Origin of the sequence: Promicromonospora citrea (assembly GCF_013004695.1) — a bacterium.
Taxonomy (GTDB): Bacteria; Actinomycetota; Actinomycetes; order Actinomycetales; family Cellulomonadaceae; genus Promicromonospora; species Promicromonospora citrea.
This window is the reverse complement of record NZ_JABEMG010000071.1, coordinates 1-24,996: the sequence shown is the minus strand read 5'-3', so window position 1 is coordinate 24,996 and position 24,996 is coordinate 1. Positions and strand designations below refer to the sequence as shown.

Annotated in this window: 21 protein-coding genes and 1 pseudogene; 5 read left to right on the top strand and 17 right to left on the bottom strand. The window is 74.7% G+C overall.

The window, feature by feature from the left end; all coding sequences use genetic code 11:
* Positions 1–138: 138 nt before the first annotated feature.
* The 5 genes from HLB15_RS14310 to HLB15_RS14290 all read right to left on the bottom strand — a co-directional run bounded on the left by HLB15_RS14310 (position 139) and on the right by HLB15_RS14290 (position 4,197).
* Complete coding sequence (locus HLB15_RS14310) at positions 139–753, bottom strand: SigE family RNA polymerase sigma factor (RefSeq protein WP_171106439.1); 615 nt, start codon at positions 751–753, stop codon at positions 139–141.
* Complete coding sequence (locus tag HLB15_RS14305) at positions 750–1,802, bottom strand: amidoligase family protein (protein ID WP_212759884.1); 1,053 nt, start codon at positions 1,800–1,802, stop codon at positions 750–752. Before HLB15_RS14305 ends, HLB15_RS14310 begins: the two co-directional genes overlap by 4 nt.
* 58 nt (positions 1,803–1,860) lie before the next feature.
* A complete protein-coding gene (locus HLB15_RS14300) occupies positions 1,861–2,397 on the bottom strand; it encodes a hypothetical protein (protein ID WP_171106438.1) in 537 nt (178 codons plus the stop codon).
* A gap of 107 nt (positions 2,398–2,504) precedes the next feature.
* Positions 2,505–3,143: a TrmH family RNA methyltransferase gene (locus tag HLB15_RS14295; RefSeq protein WP_376699404.1), complete on the bottom strand. Its 639-nt coding sequence runs from the start codon at positions 3,141–3,143 to the stop codon at positions 2,505–2,507.
* Between the two features lie 67 nt (positions 3,144–3,210).
* Complete coding sequence (locus HLB15_RS14290) at positions 3,211–4,197, bottom strand: DUF368 domain-containing protein (protein WP_171106436.1); 987 nt, start codon at positions 4,195–4,197, stop codon at positions 3,211–3,213.
* Between the two features lie 31 nt (positions 4,198–4,228).
* Between HLB15_RS14290 and HLB15_RS14285 the strand changes: the two genes are divergently transcribed.
* The gene (locus tag HLB15_RS14285; RefSeq protein ID WP_171106435.1) at positions 4,229–5,002 is read left to right on the top strand and encodes an HAD-IIA family hydrolase; all 774 of its coding nucleotides are present in this window, start codon (positions 4,229–4,231) and stop codon (positions 5,000–5,002) included.
* Between the two features lie 30 nt (positions 5,003–5,032).
* On the opposite strand, the gene HLB15_RS14280 is transcribed toward HLB15_RS14285, so the two are convergent.
* The 6 genes from HLB15_RS14280 to HLB15_RS14255 all read right to left on the bottom strand — a co-directional run bounded on the left by HLB15_RS14280 (position 5,033) and on the right by HLB15_RS14255 (position 10,316).
* Positions 5,033–5,719: a type III secretion system chaperone family protein gene (locus tag HLB15_RS14280; RefSeq protein WP_171106434.1), complete on the bottom strand. Its 687-nt coding sequence runs from the start codon at positions 5,717–5,719 to the stop codon at positions 5,033–5,035.
* A gap of 124 nt (positions 5,720–5,843) precedes the next feature.
* Complete coding sequence (gene pyrE / locus HLB15_RS14275) at positions 5,844–6,419, bottom strand: orotate phosphoribosyltransferase (protein ID WP_171106433.1); 576 nt, start codon at positions 6,417–6,419, stop codon at positions 5,844–5,846.
* 19 nt (positions 6,420–6,438) lie between these two features.
* Positions 6,439–7,218, bottom strand: a complete 780-nt coding sequence (locus tag HLB15_RS14270; RefSeq protein WP_171106432.1) for an SDR family NAD(P)-dependent oxidoreductase — start codon at positions 7,216–7,218, stop codon at positions 6,439–6,441.
* A gap of 17 nt (positions 7,219–7,235) precedes the next feature.
* Positions 7,236–8,765 (bottom strand): tripartite tricarboxylate transporter permease, encoded by a 1,530-nt coding sequence (locus tag HLB15_RS14265; protein ID WP_171106431.1) that lies wholly within the window; start codon positions 8,763–8,765, stop codon positions 7,236–7,238.
* Entirely contained in the window at positions 8,758–9,321 is a 564-nt protein-coding gene (locus tag HLB15_RS14260) for a tripartite tricarboxylate transporter TctB family protein (protein WP_171106430.1), read from the bottom strand. Before HLB15_RS14260 ends, HLB15_RS14265 begins: the two co-directional genes overlap by 8 nt.
* Positions 9,318–10,316, bottom strand: coding sequence for a Bug family tripartite tricarboxylate transporter substrate binding protein (locus HLB15_RS14255; RefSeq protein ID WP_171106429.1), 999 nt, complete (start codon positions 10,314–10,316; stop codon positions 9,318–9,320). Before HLB15_RS14255 ends, HLB15_RS14260 begins: the two co-directional genes overlap by 4 nt.
* Before the next feature lie 141 nt (positions 10,317–10,457).
* On the opposite strand from HLB15_RS14255, the gene HLB15_RS14250 reads away from it, so the two are divergent.
* Both HLB15_RS14250 and HLB15_RS14245 read left to right on the top strand, forming a co-directional pair.
* Positions 10,458–11,945, top strand: a complete 1,488-nt coding sequence (locus HLB15_RS14250) for a sensor histidine kinase (protein ID WP_229784901.1) — start codon at positions 10,458–10,460, stop codon at positions 11,943–11,945.
* Complete coding sequence (locus HLB15_RS14245) at positions 11,942–12,715, top strand: response regulator (RefSeq protein WP_171106428.1); 774 nt, start codon at positions 11,942–11,944, stop codon at positions 12,713–12,715. The genes HLB15_RS14250 and HLB15_RS14245 overlap by 4 nt, the downstream gene beginning before the upstream one ends.
* On the opposite strand, the gene HLB15_RS14240 is transcribed toward HLB15_RS14245, so the two are convergent.
* From HLB15_RS14240 to HLB15_RS14215, 6 genes are all read right to left on the bottom strand, one after another.
* Entirely contained in the window at positions 12,609–13,157 is a 549-nt protein-coding gene (locus HLB15_RS14240) for a rhodanese-like domain-containing protein (RefSeq protein ID WP_171106427.1), read from the bottom strand. The two genes, HLB15_RS14245 and HLB15_RS14240, sit on opposite strands and share 107 nt — an antisense overlap.
* 202 nt (positions 13,158–13,359) lie before the next feature.
* Positions 13,360–14,172: an alpha/beta hydrolase gene (locus tag HLB15_RS14235; RefSeq protein ID WP_171106426.1), complete on the bottom strand. Its 813-nt coding sequence runs from the start codon at positions 14,170–14,172 to the stop codon at positions 13,360–13,362.
* 78 nt (positions 14,173–14,250) lie between these two features.
* Positions 14,251–17,592 carry a S8 family peptidase gene (locus tag HLB15_RS14230; RefSeq protein WP_171106425.1) on the bottom strand — a complete coding sequence of 1,114 codons (3,342 nt, stop codon included), beginning with the start codon at positions 17,590–17,592 and terminating at the stop codon, positions 14,251–14,253.
* An 85-nt stretch (positions 17,593–17,677) separates the two neighbouring features.
* Positions 17,678–20,281, bottom strand: a complete 2,604-nt coding sequence (locus HLB15_RS14225; protein WP_171106424.1) for an ABC transporter ATP-binding protein/permease — start codon at positions 20,279–20,281, stop codon at positions 17,678–17,680.
* On the bottom strand, positions 20,278–21,225 hold the full coding sequence (locus tag HLB15_RS14220) for an ABC transporter permease (protein WP_171106423.1): 948 nt from the start codon (positions 21,223–21,225) through the stop codon (positions 20,278–20,280). Before HLB15_RS14220 ends, HLB15_RS14225 begins: the two co-directional genes overlap by 4 nt.
* Before the next feature lie 16 nt (positions 21,226–21,241).
* Positions 21,242–22,753: an ABC transporter substrate-binding protein gene (locus HLB15_RS14215; protein ID WP_171106422.1), complete on the bottom strand. Its 1,512-nt coding sequence runs from the start codon at positions 22,751–22,753 to the stop codon at positions 21,242–21,244.
* A gap of 67 nt (positions 22,754–22,820) precedes the next feature.
* Between HLB15_RS14215 and HLB15_RS14210 the strand changes: the two genes are divergently transcribed.
* Complete coding sequence (locus HLB15_RS14210) at positions 22,821–23,645, top strand: exodeoxyribonuclease III (protein WP_171106421.1); 825 nt, start codon at positions 22,821–22,823, stop codon at positions 23,643–23,645.
* Between the two features lie 256 nt (positions 23,646–23,901).
* Positions 23,902–24,996: pseudogene (locus tag HLB15_RS14205) on the top strand (hypothetical protein); the annotation flags it as partial.

The window sequence follows — 24,996 nt, the reverse complement described above, 5'->3', positions numbered from 1 at the left end:
CCCGCTCGCCCGCCGCGTCCGCCACGCGCGCGGCGATGCGCCGCGCGGCGAGGTCGACGTCGGCGTCGCGGGGCTCGCGGGACCGCAGCGCCGCGGCCACGCGGTCGGACAGGTCCCCGTACTGGTCGGGCTGCTGGTTCATCGCGTCTCCCGGGTCGGTTCGGTACGCCGGAGTGTCGCAAGGGCGCGCGAGGCGTGGGAACGGACGGTGCCTGCCGTCGTGCCGAGCACCGTGGCGATCTCGGTGTCGGTCAGGCCCTCGTAGTACCGCAGCACGAGCACCGTACGCTGCCGGGCGGGCAGCGCCCGGAGCCTGCGCCACATGGCGTCGTGCTCGGCGTGGTGGTCGGCGGGGTCGCGCGCCGTCCCGCCACGCCGCACCAGCTCGTCGGTGTCGGCGGGCCGGATGGTCCGCACGTGCCAGCGGCGGCGCCACGACAGGTGCTCGTTGGTGACCATGCGCCGCAGGTACAGGTCGGGCCGGTCCGTCAGCGCGATCCGGCGCCACCGCTGGTGGGCGCGCAGCAGCACCTCCTGGACCAGGTCGGCCGCCGTGTGCTGGTCGCCGACCAGCACCGTCGCGTAGCGCAGCAGTCCGGGCAGGTGCGTCCGCACGAGGCCGTCGAGGGTACGGACCGGCCCGGCGGAGGCGGACGGTGCGTCGTCGGCGCCCGGGGCGGGGGCGCGGACCACCTGCAGCACCCGTGGCGCCCACAGGCCGCCGGGCTCGGTGGCGGGCAGCGGAGTCGTCATCGGCCGGCTCCCACCGCGGCGAGCGCCCGCAGCGCGCCCTCGGGGTCGTGCGCGGCGTCGGCGCCCGGCCGCGGCACCGGCTCGTCGTCGAGGCACCGCAGCAGGAGGTGCTCGACGAGCGCGGCGCGGCGCACGATCTCGGCGGCGTCGAGCGAGCCGGGCAGGACGCGGACCTCCACGGTGTCGCGCAGCGGGTGCGCGGAGACGAGCTGGGTGAGGTTCACGTCGGCGTACTTCGTGACGCCCGCGGCACGCGCCGTCTCCCGCAGCTCCGCCCACGCCAGGTCGTCCCGGTCGGTGAGGCGGACCAGGTCTGCCGGCAGCGGCGCCAGACGACGACAGGCCGGGTTGGTCCCGAGGGCTGCCCGGAGCGGCTCGCGCCAGTGCCCGAACAGGCGGACGAGGTTGGCGAGCGCGGGCGCGCGGCGGAACGGGCCGCCGTCGACGTGCAGGTGCACGGCGGCCTCGGCGGGCACGGTGAAGCCGAGGTCGCGGGCGGGTGCCAGCAGGGCGTCCAGGGTTCGTCCGTGGCGGGTCGTCAGCGGCGGGGTCACCACCTCGCACGGCCGCTCCCGTCCCGCGGGCAGGGGCATGGCGACGGCGACGGTCGCACCCGTGGCGTCGTTGACGCGTGCCGCCCCGCCGAGGAGCTCGACGGAGGCGCCGAACAGGGCGGCGACGGGCGCGAGCACGTCGGGGAGAGACGCGCCGGGGTCGGTGTGGCGCTCGACGAGGCGCAGGAGGCGCGGCTCGTCGCACAGCACCCGGTACCAGCCGCGGTGCCCGGGACGGGTGGTGGTCCCGGCGAGGTCGTCGGTCAGCGTGATGTCGTCGACGAGCCGGGCGACGGGAGCGCCGGCGCCGTCGACCACGTCGAACGCGGGCGACAGGTGCCGGAACACCCCGATGCCCGGCACCGTCGACGGCTCGCTGTCGGTGTGGAACGACCGGACGACCCGGCCGCTGTGGCGGGCCGCGAGCGCGTCCGCGAGCGCCTGCCGGTCGGAACCTGCGGGCGCGAGCAGCTCGATCTCGAAGCCGGTGCGCAGCGTGAGGGTGTCGATGGTCGTCTCCTGGCGGGTCGTCGGCGGTGCCGGGCGCGGGTGGTCAGCTGCCGGACGGGGCGCCGAGGGGCAGCTCCTCGCCGTCCAGGAGCAGCTGCCCGGCCCGGAACTTCGTCTCGACGTACTCGGTGCCCCACAGGGCGCTGAGCTCCTCGACGTCCTGCGGCGTGTAGCCGGCCCGGACGAAGGCCTCCGCGGCGGCGGACTCCTCCTCGGTCGGGACGTCGACGGCGTGGGTGCCGGGCTCGAACGGGAGGGGCTCGCCGTCCAGGATGAGCTGGCCGGCGCGGGACTTGGTCTCGGTCTCGCCGAGGTTCCACAGCTCCTCGAGCGCGATCTGGTCGAGCGGCGTGAAGCCGGCGTCCCAGAAGGCCGCGTACTGGGCCTCGGTGTAGCCGCCGGGCAGGTCGGCCCAGTCGACGCCTGCGGCGTGCGCCGCGCCGCCGACGGCCTGGCCGAGGGCCGAGGCCGGGTTGGCGAAGGCCAGGCCGACGCCGCCGGCGCACAGGCCGGTGGTCGCGAGGCCGAGCGCCGCGATGCGGACGGGGGTGGAGCGGAGCGTGCGGGCGGTTCCGGTCACGAGGACCTCCAGTGAGGGGGAAAGGTGCTTGCCCCCTGGAGACGCGGCCCGCCGCCGAGGTGTTGAGCGGGCGCCGCAGAATTTTCCGGTACGCCGCGTGCCGCGGTCTACCCCGCGTGCCGCACGGCCCAGGCGTGCATGGCGATCGCGGCGGCGGCGCCCGCGTTGATCGACCGGGTCGACCCGTACTGGGTGATGTGCAGGACGACGTCGCACGCCGCCTGGGCCTCGGCGGTCAGGCCGGTCGACTCCTGGCCGAACAGGAGCACGCAGGCGCGGGGCAGCTCGTACCCCTCGATCGGCACGGAGCCGGGCACGTTGTCGATGCCGACGACCGGCAGGCGGCTGCCGCCGGGTCCCGCCGTCGCGGCCCACGCGGCCAGCGCACGGGCGTCCGGGTGGTGGGTGACGTGCAGGTAGCGGTCGGTGACCATGGCGCCGCGGCGGTTCCACCGGCGCCGTCCGACAACGTGCACGCCCGCGGTGTTGAAGGCGTTGGCCGTGCGGACGACCGAGCCGATGTTGAGGTCGTGCGCCCAGTTCTCGATCGCGACGTGGAACGGGTGCCTGCGCGTGTCGAGGTCGGCGACGATCGCCTCGACGGTCCAGTACCGGTACCGGTCGGTCACGTTGCGGCGGTCGCCCTCGGCGAGCAGCTCGGGGTCGTAGCGCGGGTCGTCCGGCCAGGGGCCGTCCCACGGTCCCACGCCGACGGCGGGCACAGGGTCGGGCGCAGCGTCGGGCACAGGGTCGGGCACAGGGTCGGGCGCAGCGTCGGGCGCAGCGTCGGGCGCAGCGTCGGGCACCGCGTCGTCAGGCACGGCCCACCGGGGCGGGGGCCGTCTGCGGCGCGCGGCGCGACTCCCACCACATCGCCACCAGCACGACGACGGCGCCCGCGAGCGCGAGCAGCACCGGAGCGACCAGGCCGCCGGACGGGGCCTGCAGCGCGCCCGCGTCGTCCTGCCAGGGCCACAGCGACCGCAGCGAGCCGACCATGAGGCCCGCGAGCATCGCCATGGTGCCCTGGCGCCGGTGCTCGAGCAGCCAGTGCAGCACCTTGACGAACGACCCGAGACCGACGGCGGCCCCCAGCACGAACGTGCCGACGAACGCGAGGTCGCGGTCGTGCAGCGCCTGCTGCACGGGGATGTACAGGCCCATGGCGAGCAGCACGAACGACCCGGAGACGCCGGGCAGCACGAGCGCGTTGATCGCGACGGCCGCGCCGACGAACACCAGCCACAGCGGTGGGTCGTCGATCTCGGCGGCCGGCAGGCCGGTGAGGAAGAAGGCCGCGACGACGCCGACGGCCAGCAGCACGACGTCGAGCGGCCGGAACCGGCCCGGCATCATGCGCAGCGGGACGGCGACGGACACGGCGATCATGCCGAAGAACAGCGCGCGCATGGGCACGGGGTTCGACTCGAGCAGCGGGGCGATGGTGCTCAGCGAGACGAGCAGCACCACGGCCATGCCGGCGAGCACCGGCACGAGGAACGGCCAGTCGACCTGGCGCAGGGCCGCGCCGGCGGGGCGCAGGCCCCTGCGCTGCACGACCCCCTGGACGAGCTCCCTGCCCGCGTGGACGACCTGGCTCGCCGCGCCGAGCAGCGCGTCGTAGAGCCCGACGACCAGCGCGATCGTTCCCCCGGAGATACCGGGGACGGACTCCGCCGCGCCGACCAGACCGCCGCGGACGGCGAGGCCGGGGGCCGCCGTCCACGGCGTCCTCGTCGAGGGGGCTGCGTGGCGCCGGACCGGGCCGGGCCGGGTGGCGTCGGGCGACTGGGTGCTCACGGGGCGAAGCCTAGGACATAGGCTGACCTGCATGGAGCGCTCGACCCAGGCCTGGCTCACTGACATGGACGGCGTGCTGGTGCACGAGGGCACCGCCCTGCCCGGCGGCCCCGAGTTCATCGCGGCGCTGCGGGACAAGGGCCTGCCGTTCCTCGTGCTGACGAACAACTCGATCTTCACTCCGCGCGACCTGCGTGCCCGGCTCGCGTACAGCGGGATCGACGTGCCGGAGGAGAACATCTGGACCTCCGCGCTGGCGACGGCGCAGTTCGTCGCGGACCAGATCCCGAACGGCAGCGCGTACGCGATCGGCGAGGCCGGTCTGACGACGGCGCTCCACCAGGCGGGGTTCACGCTCACCGAGTCCGACCCCGACTACGTGGTGCTCGGCGAGACGCGCACGTACTCGTTCGAGGCGATCACCAAGGCGATCCGGCTGGTCATGGACGGTTCGCGGTTCATCTGCACCAACCCGGACGTCACCGGCCCGTCCCAGGAGGGTGTGCTGCCCGCGACCGGCTCGGTGGCCGCCATGATCACGGCCGCGACGGGCAAGCAGCCCTACTACGTCGGCAAGCCGAACCCGGTGCTGTTCCGGTCGGCGCTCAACCTGATCGGCGCGCACTCCGAGTCCACGGCGATGGTGGGCGACCGCATGGACACCGACGTGCTCGGCGGCATGGAGGCGGGGCTCGAGACGTTCCTCGTGCTCACCGGCTCGACGTCGGCCGAGGAGGTCGAGAAGTACCCGTTCCGGCCGAGCCACGTGGTGCCGTCGATCGCCGACCTCGTCGACCTGGTCTGAGCGGCCGGCCCGGCTCCGGTGGGGCCGGGATCAGGTCAGGCCCGGGATCCCGAACCCGTCGATCGTCCCGCCCGACTCGAAGCGCGGGCCGCCGCGCTCGAGCGGCAGCACGATGCGCGCGACGTCGGCGACGCGCTTGGCGCGCTCGTTGAGGGTGGTGACGTCCGTACGACCCGGCCGCCACAGCAGCACCGACGGCCCCTCGATGCGCAGCCGCGAGCCGTGGAAGTCGGGCAGCATGACGATGTTGGCCAGGCGCGCGTCGAGCGCGCGCCGGGCGAAGAACTCGTCGGAGGTGCGGACGAGCCACTGGCCGTCGAACGCCGGGTTGTCGATCTGGACGTCCTGCGCGCCGAAGAGCTTCTGCACCTTCTCGCGGATGCCCTCGGGCGACAGGTCGATCACGGGCTCGCCGGGCAGCGCGTCGAGCGCCACGACGTGCGCGGTGCGGCGCATGCCGGCGCGGCGGGTGTCGGCGTCGGGCGTGCCGGAGCGCCAGGTGTAGGTGAACGAGACGATCTCGAAGCCGTCGACCGTGCCGCGCACGACGTCGCGCGCCTGGCGGTCGATGCCGATGCCGAAGGGCCTGCCGCTCCAGCGCTGGGCGAGCACCGGGTCGGTGCCGACGTACTCCCAGCCGTTGGCCTCGGCCCACCGCTCGACGTCCTGCGAGCGGCCGCGCCGCATGAGCCGCGCGGCCGTGACCGTGAAGGTCACGACACCGGCTACGAGCACGACTAATGCGACAAATGGCCCCATGAATCCCAAGATACAGTAGGGCTAGGCAAAAGTCTTCTCAGGGAGTGATATCGAGGCGGCCAGTTTCCGGTATAAGAAACGGTCAGGCGAGCCCGAGGTCCTCGAGGCCGTACAGGGAGTGGTAGGGCACGCCCAGGGCCTCGATCTTCTCGCCGGCTCCGGTGGCGCGGTCGACGATGGTGGCGACACCCAGCACCTCGGCGCCCGCGGCCCGCGCGGCCTCGATCGCCGTGATGGGCGAGCCGCCCGTGGTCGTCGTGTCCTCGACGACGACGACCTTGCGCCCCGCGATGTCCGGGCCCTCGATCTGGCGCTGCATGCCGTGCGCCTTGGCGGCCTTGCGCACCACGAACGCGTCGAGGTCCTGCCCGCGCGACGCCGCCGCGTGCAGCAGGGCGTCGGCGATCGGGTCGGCGCCCAGCGTCAGCCCGCCGACGGCGTCGATCTCCGCCGTGCCCAGCCCGACCTCCTCGAGGTGGTCGAGCAGCACGTGGCCGACCAGCGGGGCGGCCCGGTGGTGCAGCGTGATGCGGCGCAGGTCGACGTAGTAGTCGGCCTCCTTGCCGGAGGACAGCGTCACCCTGCCGTGCACCACCGCCAGCTCCTTGATGAGCTCGGCGAGCTGCTCGCGCGGGGTCGGGGAGAAGTCAGCGTTCACGGTGCAAGGGTACGTCGCGTCACCGGTACGAGCCGACGGCCCGGACGGCCCACCGGGGCGCCACGCGCAGCAGGGCGGAGGCCACCTTGTAGCGCACCGACGGCGTCGACAGGACGACGCCGCGACGCACGTCGGCGAGCGCCGTCCGGACGACGTACCCGGCGTCCAGCCAGCCCCACTCGGGGGCGATCGAGGACTCGGGCACGCCCGCCCGCGCGTGGAACTCGGTGTGCGTGAACCCGGGCGACAGCACCGTGACCGTGACGTTGGTGCCCCGGAGCTGGGAGGCCAGCGACTCGCTGAACGTGCGCACGTACGCCTTGGCCGCCGCGTAGGTGCCGCCCGCGGTGAGGGCCGCCACGGAGCCGACGTTGAGGATCGCGCCGCGGTCGCGCTCGAGCATCTGGCCCAGCGCGGCGTGCGTGAGCTCGACGACGGCCTTGACCATGACGTCGATGCTGCGGCGCTCGGTCGTGATCCGGCTGGTGGCGAACGTGGTGCCCGTGGCGAAGCCGGCGTTGTTGACGAGCAGGCCGACGGGCCGCAGGTCGCCCTCACCGGGACGGCCGCCGACGACCGCGAGCCGCTGGGCGACCCGCTCGCGGTCCTCGGGCACGGAGAGGTCCGCGGGCAGGACCTCGACGCCGACGCCGTACGCGGAGCTGAGCTCCTCGGCGACCTGGTGCAGCCGCTCCGCGTTGCGGGCGACCAGCACCAGGTCGTGGCGGTCGGCCGCCAGCTGACGTGCGAACTCCAGGCCCAGCCCGGCGGACCCGCCGGTGATCAGTGCGGTGCTCATCCGGCGAGCCTAACCAGTCACGGTGTCTCCGGGGACTGCTCCTGCGGCACCTCCGCGGCACGCTCGCGCCGCCGCAGCCAGAGGCCGGCGACGAGGAGCAGCACGATCGCCGCGTACGCGGTGGCCGCGAACGGGCTCGTGACGAGGTAGGTGAGGTCGCCCTGGCTGATCGCGAGGGAGCGCCGCAGCCGGTCCTCCGCCATCGGCCCGAGGATCATGCCGACCACGAGCGGCGCGACCGGGTATCCGTACCGCCGCATGAAGAACCCGACGAGGCCGATCAGCACGAGCAGCAGCACGTCGACGGGCGAGAAGTTCAGCGCGTACGAGCCCAGCGCACCGAACAGCAGGATGCCCGCGTAGAGGTAGTGGCGCGGGATGCGCAGCACCTTGACCCACATGCCGACCAGCGGCAGGTTCAGCACGACGAGCATGAGGTTGCCGACGTACAGGCTCGCGATGAGCGCCCAGACGAGCGCCGACTCGCTCTGCAGCAGCAGGGGCCCGGGCCGGATGCCGTAGGACTGGAACGCGACGATGATGATCGCCGCGGTCGCCGTCGTGGGCAGGCCGAGCGTGAGCAGCGGGACCAGCACGCCCGACGCCGCCGCGTTGTTGGCGGCCTCCGGCCCCGCGACGCCCTCGATCGCCCCCTTGCCGAACTCCTTGCGCCGCGGCCCCGCGAGCCGGCGCTCGGAGGCGTAGGACAGGAACGTGGCGACGTCGGCGCCGCCCGCCGGGATGGTGCCGACCGGGAAGCCGATGGCCGCGCCGCGCAGCCACGGCTTCCACGAGCGCCGCCAGTCGTCCCGCTTCATCCACGTGCGCCAGCCCTTCTCGACCGGGATGACGTGGACGGGCCCGTGCCGCATCCGCGAGCCCACGTACACGGCCTCCCCGACGGCGAACAGGCCGACGGCGACCACGACGACGTCGATGCCGTCGGCCAGGTTGGGCACGCCGAACGTGAACCGCTGCTGCCCGGTCAGGGTGTCGGTGCCGACCAGGCCGAGGAACAGGCCGAGCGCGAGCGCCGCGAGGCCGCGCGGCACCGACGAGCCGAGCAGCGCCCCCACGGTGACGAACGCGACGACCATGAGCGCGAAGTAGTCGGGCTCGCCGAGCCGGACCGCCCACCGCGCGACGACCGGGGCGAGGAAGGTGAGCGCGACCGTCGCGAGCGTGCCCGCCACGAACGAGCCGATCGCCGCCGTCGCGAGAGCGGCGGCACCCCGGCCGGCGCGCGCCATCCGGTTGCCCTCGATCGCCGTGACGATCGACGCCGACTCGCCCGGCGTGTTGAGCAGGATCGACGTGGTGGACCCGCCGTACATGCCGCCGTAGTAGATGCCGGCGAACACGATGAGCGCCGCCGTCGGCTCGAGCGAGTAGGTCAGCGGCAGCAGCAGCGCGATCGCCATCGCCGGGCCGATGCCGGGCAGCACGCCGACCGCCGTCCCGACGAACACGCCGAACAGCGCGTACAGCAGGTAGACCGGGTGCAGCACGGTGCTGAAGCCCTCGAGGAGGGCGGTGAGGTTATCCACGGAGGAACGGCACCCCTTCCAGGAGCGGGCCGGGCGGCAGCGAGAGGCCGAGCAGCCCACCGAAGACGACCTGGACCAGCAGGCCGAGGACGAGTCCCGCCAGCGCGGCCCGCCACCAGGGCCGCGCCCCGAGCACGACGGCGGCACCGGCGAACAGGATCGCGGCGGCGAACGGCCAGCCGACCACGTTGATGGCGAACACGTGCACCACGAGGGCCGCCACGAGCAGCGCCACGGAGAGCCAGTCGGTGCGAACCGTCGGGTCGACGTCCTCTCCGCCCTCCTCCTGGCCCGCCCGCCCGGTCAGAACGAGCACCACGAGCGCGGCCCCCACCGCGACGAGCAGGGCGCCCACGAGGTACGGGAAGGCGCGCGGCCCGAGGGTGTTGGTCGACCCCGGCACCGTGATGCCGCCCGCCGCGAGCAGCACGTACACCCCGAGGGCCGCGATCACCCCGGCGAGGACGAGCTCGCCCCAGCGCCGTCGCGGGGGCGTCGCTGCCGCCGTCGGGCCGCCCTCGTGGCCTGGTGCGCCGGGTGCGCCGGGTGTGCTCACTGGACGAGCCCGATGTCCTGCAGCACCGACCGGGCCTCGGCGATGTCGCCCTCGAGGTAGGCGTCGAACTCCTCGCCGGCGAGGAAGGCGTCGTCCCAGTCCCGGGTCTCGAGGGTGGCCTGCCACGTCTCCGACTCCGCGAGCTGCGTGACGGCGGACGTGAGCGCCTCGCGCTGCTCGTCGTCGATCGAGCCCGGCGCGACGACGCCGCGCCAGTTGGTGAGCACCACGTCGTAGCCCGCCTCGGTGAGCGTCGGGGTGTCCGGCAGGGCGTCGACCCTGTCCTCCCCCGAGACCGCGAGCGCCCGCAGCTCGCCCGCCTCGATCTGCTCCACGTACTCGCCGACGCCCGAGATGCCCGCGTCGACGTTGTCGCCCAGCAGCGCGGCCAGCGACTCGCCGCCGCCCGAGTAGGCGACGTAGTTGAGGCTGCTCGCGATCTCGTCGGCGGGCAGGCCCGCCGCCTGGAGCAGCATGCCGGCGAGCATGTGGTCGGTGCCGCCCGCCGAACCGCCCGTGACGGAGACGTCCTTGCCGTTCTGCTCGATGTCCTCGACCAGGTCGTCGACCGTCTCGTACGGCGAGTCCGCCGGGACCACGATCACCTCCTGCTCCTCCGTGAGCCGGGCGATCGGCGTCGTGTCCTCGATGCGCGCCTGCGACTGGTTCGTCTCGACCGCTCCCACCATGACCAGACCCATCACGAGCAGCGTGTTCGGGTCGGTGGCGTTCGCGATGGTGGCCAGGCCGACCGTGCCGCCCGCGCCGTCGACGTTCGTCACCGTGGCCGTGCCGACGAGGCCCTCCTCCTGCAGGTCGGCCTGCAGGGCGCGACCGGTCTGGTCCCAGCCGCCGCCGGGAGCCGCCGGGACGACGATGCTCAGCTCGTCGATCGCCGCGTCACCGCCCCCGCCGTCGTTCGGCTCGAGCGCGGAACAGCCCGTGAGGGCGAGGACGAGGCCGACGGCAGCGGCCGCGGGTCGGGTGATACGCATGTCTCCTCCTTGAGCGACGTGCCTCGGAGGGTAGGGAGCGGCCGACGCCCGCAGCGGGTTCTGGTCGCAACGAACGTTCTGGTCGTTTCGGTCGCGCCCCTGCGCTACCGTCCGGCGCCCCGCCGGGGCACACTGGCGTCCGTGAGAAGGGCGATGACGCTCCGGGCGCAGCTGCTGGTGCTGCAGGTCGTCATCGTGCTCGTGCTCGTCTGCACCACCGGCGTCGTCGCGTCCGCGCTGCAGGAGCGGCAGCTCCGCGAGGCCTACGTCGACCGCATGACCGGCGTGGCCCAGTCCGTCGCGCGCCTGCCCGTCATCCTCGACGCGTTCGACGACGCCGACCCGTCCGCGACCATCCAGCCCGTCGCCGAGGTGATCCGCGAGGCGTCGGGCGTCACCTACGTCGTCGTCACCGACGACCGCGGCATCCGCTACTCCCACCCCGACCCCGGGCAGATCGGCCGGCGCGTCTCCACCGACCCGTCCGTCCCCCTGTCGGGCCGCACCTGGACCGGCACCCAGACCGGCACGCTGGGCACGTCCTGGCGCGTCAAGGTCCCCGTCTACGGCGACGCCGCCGACGACGCCTCGCCCGCGCCCGTCATCGGCACCGCCAGCGTCGGCATCCTCGAGTCCGAGCTGCGCGCCGACCTCAGCGACGACCGCGGGTGGCTGCTCGCGGCGCTCGCGGCGGCTGCCGTCGTCGGCGTGCTGTGCGCCGCCTGGGTGACCCGGCTCGTGCGCCGGCGCATCTACCTGCTCGAGCCGGAGGACATCGCCGGCCTGCTGGAGACCCGCGGCCTCACCGACGCCCTGCGGTCCCAGTCGCACGAGTTCCGCAACACCGTGCACGTGATCTCGGGTCTGCTGGAGCTCGGCCGCACCGAGGACGCCGTCGCGTTCATCGAGCGGTCGGGGTACGGCGGGCTGGCCGCGGCGTCGTCCGTGGCACCCGGCGTCCGGTCGCCGGAGCTCGCGGCGCTGCTGCTGGTCAAGACCATCACGGCGCGCGAGCGCGACGTCGCCCTCGACGTGGACGAGGCCTCCGCCGTCGACGCGCCTACGACACCCGAGGCGTCCGCGCTGCACACCGACGCGCTCGTCGTGCTGGGCAACCTCATCGACAACGCGGTCGATGCCGTCGGCACCGACGGCCACGTCCGGGTGCTGGTGCGCGCCGCCGCCGACCACCTGCGCCTGCGTGTCGACGACGACGGCCCCGGCATCCCCGCCGCGCTGCAGCACCAGGTGTTCAAGGCGGGTTTCACGACGAAGGTGGCGGGGGACGACGGGGTGGGGCGTGCGGGGGCGGGGCGTACGGGGCGCCGGGAGCACAACCGGGGGATCGGGCTGGCGCTCGTGCGGCGGGTCGTCGAGCGGCGCGACGGCGAGATCGAGGTCGGCACGGGCGACCTCGGCGGGGCGCGCGTCACGGTGGTGCTGCCGGGCGAGCGCGGCGCGGAGCTGGGGGGCGGCGCGGGTGCGGGTGCGACGCGCGCGGGTGCGACGGGCGCGGGCCGCGGCAGCGCTGCGTCGGTAGGTGGTCCGGGCAGGGGCCGCCGGCACTCCGGCGGTCAGGATGCGGGCGCTCCGGGTGCGGGGGTCGGAGCGGCGGGGATGCCGTCGTGAGCGAGCGGGCGCGGACCCTTGTCGTCGAGGACGACCCGGCGGTCGCCGTCGTGCACCGCGGGTTCGTGGAGAGCCACCCGCGGTTCGTCGTCGTGGGCGAGGCGCGGACCGGGGCGGACGCGCTGCGACTCGCGGCCGACCTGCGCCCGGACCTCGTGCTGCTCGACCTGCACCTGCCGGACATCGGCGGGCTCGACGTGCTGCGTCGGCTGCGGCTGCTGCCCGGCCCGCCCGTCGACGTCGTCGCGACGACCGCCGCGCGTGAGCTCGAGAGCGTGCGCCAGGCGATGGCGGGCGGCGTGGTCGCGTACCTCGTCAAGCCGTTCACGTCGGCGGCGCTGCGCGAGCGGCTCGACGAGGTCTGGCAGCGCCGCGAGGACCTGCGGCGCGCCGAGCGCACGCTCGACCAGGACGCCGTCGACCAGCTGCTCGCAGGTCCCCGTGCCGCCGCGGCGCCCAAGGGCCTCTCGGGTCGCAGCCGCGTCCTGGTCCAGGAGGCCCTGGTCCGGCTGTGCGGCGGGGCACCGGGCGCCGCCGCGGGCGGTGACGTCGTCGGGTCCGGAGCAGGCTCGACACGCCGGGACGGTACGGCGGGCCGGGACGCGTCAGCGGTCCGGGACGCGTCGGCGGCGGAGGTGGCGCGCGCCGTCGGGATGTCCCGCGTCAGCGCGCGCCGGTACCTGGAACACCTGGTGAGCGAGGGGCTGGCGCAGGTGACACCCCGGTACGGCACCACGGGTCGCCCGGAGAACCGCTACCGCCCGACGTGATCCGCACGGAGGATCGGGCGCGGGGGAGAGGGGCTGCCAGGGGGTCCGGGTCGGGGTGGACCGGGCCGTCGGCCGTCTCGTAGGGGAAGCCCTCGCGGACCCAGTACTCGAAGCCGCCGATCATCTCCTTGACGTCGTACCCGAGGCGCGCGAGCTCGAGCGCCGCCTTGGTCGCGGCGTTGCAGCCCGGGCCCCAGCAGTAGGTCACGACGGGGACGTCGCGGTCGAGCGTCTGCTCGGCCCGCAGCCGGATCTTGCCCTTCGGCAGGTGGACGGCGCCGGGCACGTGCCCCTGGTCCCACGCCTCCTGCGGGCGCACGTCCACCAGCGTGAACCGGCGTCCGGCGGCAAGGTCGTCGTGCACGTCGGCGACGTCCGTCTCGAAGGCGAGCCGCCCGGCGAAGTGGGCGACGGCGGCAGAGGTGTCCTGGGTGCTCGTCATGCCCCGAGTCTCAGCCGCGCCGACGCGGCCGACAAGCCCTCACCCCCGCACCCGTACTGAACCACCCATCAGCCCCACTACACCGTGCCGAGGTAGTCACTTGGCGAGGTAGTCACAGGGCGAAGTAGTCATCAGATCGTGCCCCCTGGTAAGCGGGCCGATCCGCGGGTGCCACGCGCCTCGTGACTACCTCGCCAAGTGACTACCTCGCCAGGTGACTACCTCGGGTCGGTGGGGGCGTCTCGCGGGCGGACTCGCGGAGGAAGCGCACGACCCGCCGGGCCTGGAACACCAGCGCGTAGCCGATCGCGATGACGTGACCGACCACGCGCATCGTCTCGTTGACCGCGCCCTCGAGCAGGGTGTCCTCGTCGTCGACGACGCCGTCGCGGGCCGAGCGGAGGCTGAGGATGCGGGCCCGGTCGTCGGGGCCGAGCTGCTCCAGCAGCCGCGGCACCGTGGCCAGCGACTGCGCGAACGGGGCGTTGTGCTCGAGCACGGGCGCGATGATGTCCTCCGGCTCGATGAACTTCCCCGCGATGATCACGACGGCGACGATCGACCGGCGCCGGGCGTAGGCCGCGAGCACCGCACCCGCGCCCGCCGACGCGCCCATGAGGGCGACCCGCTCGCCGCGCCGCTCGTAGCGCTCGACCATCGCGTCGAGCCGGTCCAGACGCTCCTCGAAAGTCGCGTCCGACGACCAGCGCACGCGGAACATCGTGGTGCGCACGCCGAGCGCACGCCACGCCCGCAGCGCCTCGCGCTGCAGGTGCACGAGCGGCGGCAGCCGGTCGCCCAGGCCGGGCACGAAGATCACGCGGATCGGGCCGGCACGGCCGGCGGACGGACCGGCGGCGAGCAGTGCGTCGTCGTCCGGCACGGCGAAGACGGCGTCAGGCGCCGTGTCCGGCACGGCCAGGGCGGCGTCGCGCGCCACGTCCGGCACCGCGAGGACGGCGTCACGCGCCGAGCCGGCGCTCCGAGCGTCGTCCCTGGTCATCTGCTCGCTCATGTCGCCACCGAGGCTACACGGCAGAGCCCGCACGCCGGATCCACAGGCCCGCGCAGGCCTGTGGATCCGGCGCGGCGCTCAGCGGACGCCGTAGGCGCGGGTCACGGTCTGCCGGACCGTGCCGCCCGCGGCGTCACGGGCATCGACGCGGAGCGACACGTGCTCCGTGCCGCGCGGCGCCCGGACGACGCCGGTGTGCGCGCCGTGCCGGGTGTCGAGCGGGACGCGGTGCCACGTGGCGCCGTCGTCCGCGGACCACCAGAGCCGGGCCGTCGTGACCGGACCCGTCGACACCGTGACCCGCGTGGTACGGGGCGCGGTGCCGCGCAGGTCGAGGCCGCGCACGGCGTAGCCGACGTCGAGCACGGCCGGGTCTGTGCCCGGGGCCGCACGGAACGTCCATTCCGTCCGCACCTGCGTCGAGGTCGCCCACCACGGCCCCTCGTGGCTCGCGTCGAGGACCACCCGGTGGTCCGCGCCGCCGTCGGGCAGGGTCACCCGGGCCCGCGTCCACGTGTCGTCGACGACGGCCTCGCCGTCCTGCCAGACCCGCAGGCGGGCGTCGCCCGGCGCCTCGAAGGCGTTGCCGTGCGCGTCGCGCCACGGCACGAGGTCGATGCCGAGCGTCTCGCCGTCCACGGCGAACGCGCCACCGGCCCGCGTGCTCAGCACGGCCTTGCCGACGCTCTCCGCCGCTTTGTCGCGCGGCGCGTACGTACGGGGCTCGCCGGCGAACCAGCCCTGCTGCGGCTCGTCGACCGAGCCCGCGTAGACCTCGTGCCCCCACGTCACTCCGTTGGCGCTCACGTACTCCGTGCGCCGGCCCGGCGTGACGACGGGCGAGGCGACGGCGGACCCCCACACGTGGCCGGGCGCGGTGCCGACCCGGGCGCTGTCGGCGACGTGGCCGTCACCGAGCGACGCGTACGACGCACGGATCGCCGCGGTGTTCGCGGCCGTGGCCCGGAAGCGGAACGTGTCCACGACGTCCTGCGTGTGGAGCAGGTCGTACGTGTACGCCGGCGCCCGACCCTCCCGCACCGGCTGCTCCAGGACGAAGTGCGTCTGCAGGTCGTGCGTGCCCACGGTGACGGGCGCGTCGGTCGGGGTCGCGTGGGCCGTCGCCCCCGGGCCGACGAGCGCACCGAACCCGTACGGGTCGTCGCCCGCGGCCGTCGTGCGCGTGTCGTCGAGGGCGAGCCACGTCAGGCGCGCGGGGCGGTGGGTGGTCGCGGTGAGCTGCCGCGCCTCGCGGGCGTCGAGCACGACCGTCGTGTCGTCCGCCACCTCGATCTCCGGCCGGAGCACCGCGGTGACGTCCGTGACCTGGAACTCCTCGTCCGCCGTCCACAGGAAGCCCGTGACCGAGTACCGGCCCGGCGGGACCCGCAGGTCGAGGCCCTCCGGGCCGACCTCCCGGTGCCAGTCGAACAGCGTGGGGTCGTCCACGTTCACGACGCGGATGCTGGACAGCCCGGTGTGCGGCTCGCCGTCGCGGCCGACGGTGCGCACGTCGAGGTCCGCGAGGTCGGGCTCGACGAAGAAGCCGAGCGGTGTGCGGACCTCGCGGCCCTCGGCGTCGGTCGCCGTGACGGCGCCCGTGTACCGCTGCTCGATCTCCCCGGCGGTGCGGTCGACCACCACGTCCACCGACGACGAACCACCGGCGGGCACGGTGAGCGCCGCCGCCTCGAGGGCCACGGTGCCGTCCGGCAGCGGCGTGCCGTCCTCGGCCGACACCTCGGCCGCGAGCTCCAGCGTGACGTCCTCCGCGCCGGGGTTCTCGTAGGTGAGCGTCTGCGTCGCCGTACCCTCCTGCGGGTACTCGAAGCTGCCGAACGACAGCGACCCGGGCACCGGCACGACCGGCAGCTCGAGCGCCGTCGGCAGGAAGATCCGGCCCGCACCCTCGTCGAACGCACCGCCGAAGGTGTGCCGCGCCGACCCCATGAGGACGGACTTGAGCTCCGGGCCGGTCAGCTCGGGCCGCGCCTGCTTGAGGAGCGCCGCCGCGCCAGCCACGTGCGGGGTCGCCATCGAGGTCCCGCTGAAGGCCACGTACGGCCCGTCGCTCTCCCCCTCGCTGGTGCCCGCCGCGCGCGCCGCGACGATCTCGACGCCGGGCGCCGTCACGTCCGGCTTGATCGCGAAGTCGCCCGCGCGGGGCCCGCGGCCGGAGAAGTACGGCACCTCGTCGGCGTCGTCCACCGCGCCGACCGTCAGGGCCGAGGTCGCCGCGCCGGGCGTGTTCACCGTGCTCGGACCGTTGCCGCCTTCGTTGCCCGCCGCGACCACGAAGAGCGTGCCGTACTGCGCGCTCAGCCGGTCGACCGCCAGCGAGAACGGGTCGGTGCCGTCGGTGTACCGCTCCGACTCGCCCAGGCTCATGTTCACCACGTCGGCGCCCTGCGCGGCCACCCACTCCATGCCGGCGATGATCCACGACGACTCGCCGTAGCCGTCGTCGTCGAGCACCTTGCCGACCAGCAGGTCGGCGTCGGGCGCCACACCGCGGTTCTCGCCGTCGGAGGCCTCGCCCGAGCCCACCGCGATCGAGGCGACGTGCGTGCCGTGCCCGTAGCGGTCCACGACGTCGGCGGAGTCGGTGAAGTTCTCCGCGCCGACCACCAGGTCGTCGAGGTCGGGGTGGGTCGCGTCGATACCGGAGTCGAGCACGCCCACGGTCACGCCCTCGCCGGTGAAACCGGCGTCCCAGGCCGCGGGTGCGCCGACCTGCGGCGACGAGTCGATGTCGAAGCTCTCGACCCGGCCGTCCAGCCACACCTTCACCGCGGGCGCCGCCGACCGCGCGGCCGCGGCGGGTGTCGGGTCCAGCGACGCGAGCAGCGCGTCCGCGGCGTCCCGGTCGAGGTCCGCCGAGACGGCGCCCACCGACGACAGCTCACGCTCCGGCTCGACGCCGAGGGCGGTCCAGTCCGGCGCGGCACCGCGCGCCGCCGCGCCCGCCTCCCCGTCCACCGCGGCCTGCGCCACCGAGAGGTCCTGCACGATGACGGGCACGGTGTCCCGGTGCGCGTCGGCGTACCCGGCCGCGACCAGGCCGGTCACGTCGAACAGCTCGGCGTCGAGGCGCTCGGGCACGAGCCGCGCCACGTCGCCCGGGATCACGTGCACCCCGTCGCCGTCGACGACCCGGCGGAACGAGATCCGCTCGCGGCCCGGGGCGGGCCGCACCGTGACCGACCGGGTGCCGTCGGCCGCGTGGCCGACCGTCACCCGGTCCCCCGTGATGAGCGTGACCGTGGCCGACGACGGGTCCGGTGCCGGGGCACCGGACCCCGTCCCGGCGCCCGGCCCCTGCCCACCCGCTCCGTTCCCCGCCGACCACGCGGGAAGTCCTGTGCCCAGTGCGACCGCGACCGCGAGCGTCGCGGCGGCTGCACCTGTCCTGGCGCGCATCCGATGTCTCCTTCGTGAGGATGCCCGGCGGCTGTGTACCGCCGTCACCAGGGCTGACGCCGCACACGCCCGAATCGTTGGGCGGTCAGCCGACGAGCAGCCGCGGCGTCGCCTCGCGCAGCCTGCGCGTGTACGCGTCGCGCGGGTCGTCGTACACCTGCGCGGTGGGTCCCTGCTCCACGACCAGGCCGTCGTGCATCACGGCCACGTGGTCGCACACGTGCCGGACGACGCCGAGGTCGTGCGAGACGAGGAGCAGCGTGAGGTCGTGCTCGTCGGCGAGCCGGGTCAGCAGGTCCAGCACCTGCCGCCGCACCGACACGTCCAGCGCGCTCACCGGCTCGTCCGCCACGAGCACGCGCGGGCGGCACACGAGCGCCCGCGCGATCGCGATGCGTTGCCGCTGCCCGCCGGAGAACTGGTGCGGGTACCGGTCGGCCGCGTTGGCGGGCAGGCCGACGGCGGCCAGCATCTCGCGCACCGCGGCGCGCCGAGCCGACGCCGTCGCCGGGCCGCCCTCGCGCACGTTTGCGGGGTTGAGCAGCGGCTCGGCCACGATGTCGCCCACCGTCATGCGGGGGTCGAGCGAGCCGTACGGGTCCTGGAACACGACCTGGAGCGCGCGACGCACGTCGCCCAGCGGAGGCGCCCCGCGCCGGCCCCGCGCACCGGGGCTCAGGTCGACGCCCGCGGTGACCACACGACCCGACGTCGCCTCGTCGAGCCCCGCGACGATGCGCAGCAGCGTCGACTTGCCCGACCCCGACTCGCCCACGAGCCCGAACCGCTGACCCGGACGGACCTCGAGCGAGACGCCGCGCAGCGCCTGCACCGCGCGGCCGCGGCCGGCGTAGGTCCGGGTCACGTCCTCGACGCGCACCACCGCCTCGGCGTGCTCCGCGGCGGTGGGCCCGGCGGGCTCGGCCGTCGTCGCGCGCGGCTCGAGCGCCGACGCCGCGAGCAGCCGCCGCGTGTACGCGTGCCGCGGGCGGGCGAACACCTCGGCGACCGGACCCTCCTCGACCACGACGCCGTCGAGCAGCACCACGACGCGCTCGCACACCTGGGACACCACCGCGAGGTCGTGCGTGATGAACAGCAGGCCCGCGCCGCGCTCGCCGGCCAGCCGCAGCATCAGGTCGAGCACCTGGCGCTGGACGGTGACGTCGAGCGCCGTCGTCGGCTCGTCGGCGACCAGCACGGCCGGGTCGTTGGCCAGCGCCATCGCCAGCACCACGCGCTGCCGCTGACCGCCGGAGAGCTCGTGCGGGTAGCGGCGCGCGGCGTCGTCGGGCAGGCCGACCTCGGCCAGCAGCGCGGCGGCCCGGGCGCGGGCGGCGGCGCGGCCGGTGCCGTGCAGCGTCATCGTCTCCGCGACCTGCCTGCCCACGCGGACCAGCGGGTCGAGCGCCGTCATCGGCTCCTGGAACACCATCGAGACGTCCCTGCCCCGCAGCGCCGCCAGCTCGCGCTCGCCGCGCTCCAGCAGGTTGCCCGGCACGCCCGCGAGACCGACGTGCCCGGACGCCGTGACGCCGTCGGGCAGCAGACCGAGCGCCGCGAGCGCCGTCATCGTCTTGCCGGAACCCGACTCGCCGATGAGGCCGACGCGCTCGCCGGGAGCGACGCGGACCGAGACGCCGGAGAGCAGCGCGCGGCCGCCGTGGGTCCGGACGTCGAGGTCGCGCACCTCGAGGGCGGGCGGGGTGGCGGCGGCGTCTCGCGGCGTCACGGTGCGCGGGTCCGGGCCGGGCACCCGCTCCGCCCGTGCCGCCGCGTCCGCGCGCTCGGCCGCGACGCCCGCGAGCCGCGGGTCGAGCACGTCACGCAGGCCGTCACCGAGCAGGTTGAACCCGAGCACGGCGACCGCGATCGCGACGCCCGGCACGACGGCGAGGTGGTCGGCGACACCGAGGAACTGCTGCGACTCCTGCAGCATGCGGCCCCAGGACGGCGTCGGCGGCGCGGTGCCGAGCCCGAGGAAGGACAGTCCCGCCTCGGCGAGCACGGCGATCGCGAAGTTCACCGAGCACTGCACCAGCACGGTGCCCGCGATGTTGGGCAGCACGTGCCGCACGGCGACGGCGAGCTCCGGGCGGTTGGCGGCACGCGCGGCGAGCACGTAGTCGGACCGCACGACCTGGAGGGTGCCGCCGCGGGCCACGCGCGCGAACGCGGGGATCGAGCCGATGCCGAGCGCGATCATGGCGGTGAGGGTGCCCGCGCCGTAGACCGCGCCGAGCACGATGGCGAGCAGCAGGCCGGGGAAGGCGAGCAGGATGTCGCTCGCGCGCATGATGAGCGTGGCGGGACGACGGCGTCCCGCGCCCTGCAGCATCCCCGCCAGCACACCGACGGGCACGCCGACGACGGCGGCGATGCCCACCGCGACGACGCCGACCAGGAGCGTGATCTGTGCGCCGGCCATGACCTGGGAGAGCACGTCGCGGCCGAACCGGTCCGTGCCGAGCAGGTGCTCCGGGCCGGGCGGGAGCAGCCGCTCGGCGCCCGCGTGCTCGGGGTCGAACGGCGTCCAGACGAGGGACACGAGCGCGGTGAGGAGCACGAGGCCCACGAGCACCGCGCCGAGCAGGAGCTGCGGGTGGGCCCACGGGGTGCGGCGGCCCGTCGCGACGGGCAGGGCCGCCACGGCCCCGGGGGCCCCGGCCACCGGGTCCTGAGCGGTCACGAGGCCCTCCGGAGGCGCGGGTCGAGCAGCGTGTAGACGAGGTCGACGAGGAAGTTGAGGAGCACGACGAGCACCACGAGCACCGCGACGACCGACTGCACCGCCAGCAGGTCGCGGTTGCCGACGGAGTCGAGCAGGAGGCTGCCGAGCCCGGGCACGGCGAACACGCGCTCGATGACGACGGCGCCGATCAGCATGGACGCGATCTGCACGCCGACGACCGTCACGATCGGCACGCCGGCGTTGCGCAGCCCGTGCCGCACGAGCGCGCCCGTGAAGGTCAGCCCCTGGGCGCGGGCCGTGCGCAGGAAGTCCTCGCGCATGATCTCCAGCACCGCGCTGCGCACGTACCGGGTGATGATCGCGGCCTGCACCGACCCCAGCGCGACGGCAGGCAGGAGCACGTGCCGCCAGAACTCCCCGAACCCGTCGGCGGGCGCCGTCCACCCGCCCGAGGGCAGCCAGCCGAGCCGGACCGCGAACACGGCGACGAGGAGCACGCCGACGAGGAAGTTCGGCACGGCGACGCCGACCTGGCTCACGGCCGACAGCGTCACGCCGCCGGCGTTCCGGTGCCAGACGGCGGCCAGCGTGCCGACGGGTACCGCCACGACGAGCGCGACCAGCATGCCCAGGAGCACGAGCAGGGCCGTGACCTGCACGCGGTCCGCGATCAGGGGCGTGAGCTCCTGCGACGTCACGTAGCTCGTGCCGAGGTCGCCCGTGAGCAGGCCGCCGATCCAGCGCAGGTACTGCTCGACCAGGGGGCCGTCGGTGCCGTGCTCGGCGCGCCAGGCCGCGAGCGCCTCCGGTGAGGCGTCGAGCCCGAGCGCGACGACGGCGGGGTCGCCCGGCAGCACCCGCAGCAGCACGAAGATCGCCGCCGTGGCCACGAGGAGCGTGGCCACGAGCTGGACGACGTGCGAGGCGAGGTGTCGGAGCACGGGCGCGGGGACGGCCTCAGTCGGACCAGCGCAGGCCGGTCAGGTCCATGGACTCCGTGGTGGCGTTCGCGGCGACGCCCTCCAGCGCCGCGTCGGCCACCACCGTGTTCGGGAAGAGGAACAGGGGGTCGCTGGCGGCGTCGTCGACGATCATGCGGGCCACCTCCTGCATGCCCGCGACGTACTCGTCGGGGCTGCCCTGGTCGGCGTCCTCGGCGACCTCGGCGAGCCGCGGGTTGTCGTAGCCGATGTAGTAGCCGGGGTCGCCGAAGACGGTCAGCAGGTCGCGGGCCTCGGTGTGGAGGATCACGGACATCTGGTAGTCGTGCTCGGTGAACACCTTGTCGAGCCAGACGGCGGGGAACTCGGCGGGGGCGATCGTCGCGTCGATGCCGACGTCGGCGAGCTGCGAGACGACCACCTGGGCCACCGCCTCGGCGTAGGGGCGGGTGGGCACGTCGAACGTGATGCTCAGGTCCTCGACGCCCGCCTCCTCGAGGAGCTCCCTGGCCCGGTCGGGGTCGTACGGGTAGGCGTCCGTGAGGTCCTGGTAGTACGGGTCGGTGGGGGGCACCATCGAGCCGATGAGCTCCCCGTGCCCCGCCCACGCGGTGTCGAGCACGGCCTGGCGGTCGATCGCGTACATGATCGCGCGGCGCACCCGCAGGTCGTCGAACGGCGGGGCGGCGTTGTTGAGCGCGAGCAGCACCTCGCCCGTCGAGGTGCCGTCGATCACCTGCAGCCGCTCGTCCTGCTCCAGGCCCGCGATCAGGTCGGGCGCCTGCAGGTTGTAGGCCATGTCGACGTCACCTGCGCGGACGGCGTTGGCCTGGGCGTTCGCGTCGGCGAAGTACCGGACGGTGATCTCGTCGAGCGCCGGGGCCTCGCCCCAGTAGTCGTCGCGGGCGGTGAGGGTGACGTGCTGGCCCGTCGCGACCTCCGTCACCGTGTACGGGCCGGTGCCGACCGCCTCGGTCGCCAGGTCGGCGGACAGGTCGTCGGGGAACATCGCACCCACCGACGTGCCCATGTCGAACAGCCACGCGTTGCTCGGGTGGCGCAGCGTCACGACGACCTCGGTGTCGCTCACGGCCTCGGCGCTCTCGACGACATCCATCTTCGAGCTCAGGCTCAGTGTCCAGTCGTCCTGCACGCGGCCGATCGACGCGACGACGTCGTCCGCCGTGAAGGCCGAGCCGTCGGAGAACGTCACGCCGTCGTGCAGCGTGAAGGTGTAGACGGTGCGGTCGCCGCTGACCTCCCAGGACCGCGCGAGCTGCGGCTGCACCTCGCCGTCCTGGTCGATCGTCACCAGGCCCTCGTACACGTTGTTCATGAGCAGCTGCGGGATGGCGGAGCCGGAGGTGGTCGTGAAGTCCAGGTTGGTCGGTTCCCCGGTGAGCCCGACGACGGCGTCCGTCCGGTCCTCGCCGCCCGCGGAGCTGCCGGCGGAGCACCCGACGACGAGTGCCGCTGACGTGAGGACGACGACGGCGTCGAGGGCGCGGCGCCCGGTGAGGATCTGCACACGACCAGCCTAGTCGGGGTGAACCCCGCCGGAGTGCCGCGTCGGCGTTCGCACGTACCCTGGCCCGGTGCGCCTCGTCACCTGGAACGTGAACTCCGTCCGTACCCGCGTCGACCGCGTGCTCGCCTTCCTCGACCGCTCGCAGGCGGACGTGCTGGCGATCCAGGAGACCAAGTGTCGCGACGACCAGTTCCCCACCGCCGCGTTCGAGGCGGCGGGGTACGAGGTGGCGCACTTCGGACTCTCGCAGTGGAACGGCGTGGCGATCGCGTCGCGGGTCGGGCTGGACGACGTCGCCACCCGGTTCCCCGGGCAGCCCGGCTTCGCCAAGACCCTCGCGGGTGACAGCCCGGACGCGCTGCTCGACGTCGACCCGCCGATCGAGGCGCGAGCGATCGGCGCCACGTGCGGCGGCGTGCGGGTGTGGAGCCTGTACGTGCCGCACGGCCGCGCGCTCGACGACCCGCACTACACGTACAAGCTCGCCTGGCTGGACGCCCTGCGCACGGCGGCGCAGACCTGGGCGGACGCCGGGGACCCGGTCGCGCTCCTGGGCGACTGGAACGTGATCCCGCTCGACACGGACGTGTACGACCCGGCGGCCTTCGTCGGCAAGACGCACGTCTCCCCGCCGGAGCGCGCGGCGTTCGACGCCTTCGCCGACGCCGGGTACGCGGAGCTGACCCGGCGGTTCCTGCCCGGGGAGCACCTGTACACCTACTGGGACTACCAGCAGCTCGCGTTCCCGCGGAACAAGGGGCTGCGGATCGACTTCTGCTGGGCCTCGCCCGCCCTCGCGCCCCGGGCGACGGGTGCGGTCATCGACCGGGACGAGCGCAAGGGCAAGGGTGCCTCGGACCACGTGCCGGTGATCGTGGACCTGGCGGACTGAGGTCGGCAGCCGCACCCGCCTCCACGGCGGGGGACCCGCCCGGGTTCCCCTCAGGATGGGGAAATCTGCGGGTGAAATTGTCCGCAAACGGGGGCCACCGGCGCGGGGTGCCTCCCGGGTGGCAAGGTCGTTGCCGAATGTCGGTAAGTTAACCTGCATGACGTCGAGCCCCGACCAGTCCCCGGCCGCCACCGCAGGCGCCGGCGCCCCTGACACGGATCCCGTCACGACATCGTCCACGGACGATACGGAGCAGGTGAACGCGCCCGAGGGACCGACGGACGAGCACGCGAACGGGGCTGCGGGCGAGTCGGCGAACGGGGTCGAGCGGGCGACGGCGACCGACGCCGCGGACGCCGCCGGCGACGGGGACGACGCCGGCGACGGGGACGACGACGCGGCGTCCGACGACGCGGCCGCCGGCGGGACGACGGCCGGTCAGACGTCGGCCGTGGCCGCTGCCGACGAGGAGGCCGCCGGTGAGACGGCCGGTGCCGGGACGACCCGCGAGGCGACCGCCCACGACGGTGCCGCGCGGGACGCCGCCGAGACCGACGGCGGTCCGGACGAGGACACCGCCGACGCCCCGGCGGACGACGCCGACACCGCCGACACCGCCGCCGCCTCGGCGGACGAAGCCGGGACCGACGAGGTCGCCGCGGCAGGCACGACGGCCGAGAACACCGAGGCGGACGACGCCACGACCCGCGACGCCCGGGCCGGCGACGCCGGGACCGCCCGAGCCGCGACGAGCGGCCCGGAGGACGACGGCACCGAGGAGAGCACCGACGCCTCCGCGCCGGACGAGGCCGGCGCGACGTCCGGAGACGCCGACAGCGTCGGCGAGCCGGAGACGACCGCCCCGAGCGCCGCTGAGAGCGGCGCCGCCCGGGACGAGGCTCCGCCCACGGAGGAGATCACGGTCGTCCCGGCGACCGGCGCGCTCTCCACGGGCGGCGACGCGGCGTCACCGGCTCCCACCGGCTCCGCCGCCTCACCCACGGCGACCACGCCCGCCGTCGACTCCGCCGCCTCACCCGCCGACAGCGCCGCCTCACCCAGCCCGGCGGGCACCACGGCGTCCGGCTCCGCCGACTCCGCCGCGTCGCCCGCCGGCGCGCCCGCCGTCGACGACGCGCTGGACTTCAAGGCCCTCTCGTTCGCCGCGATCGCCGAGGCGCACAAGAAGGCCCTCGGCCCCCGCACCGTCGCCGCCGAGGAGTCTCCCGCCGACGCGACGCCCGACACGTCGCCCGACGAGCCCGGCACCGCGCCGCCGTACCTGTTCGCCGACTCGTACGCGCAGTGGAAGGACACGGTGGCGACGCCGGCCTACCAGCGCTACCTGGCG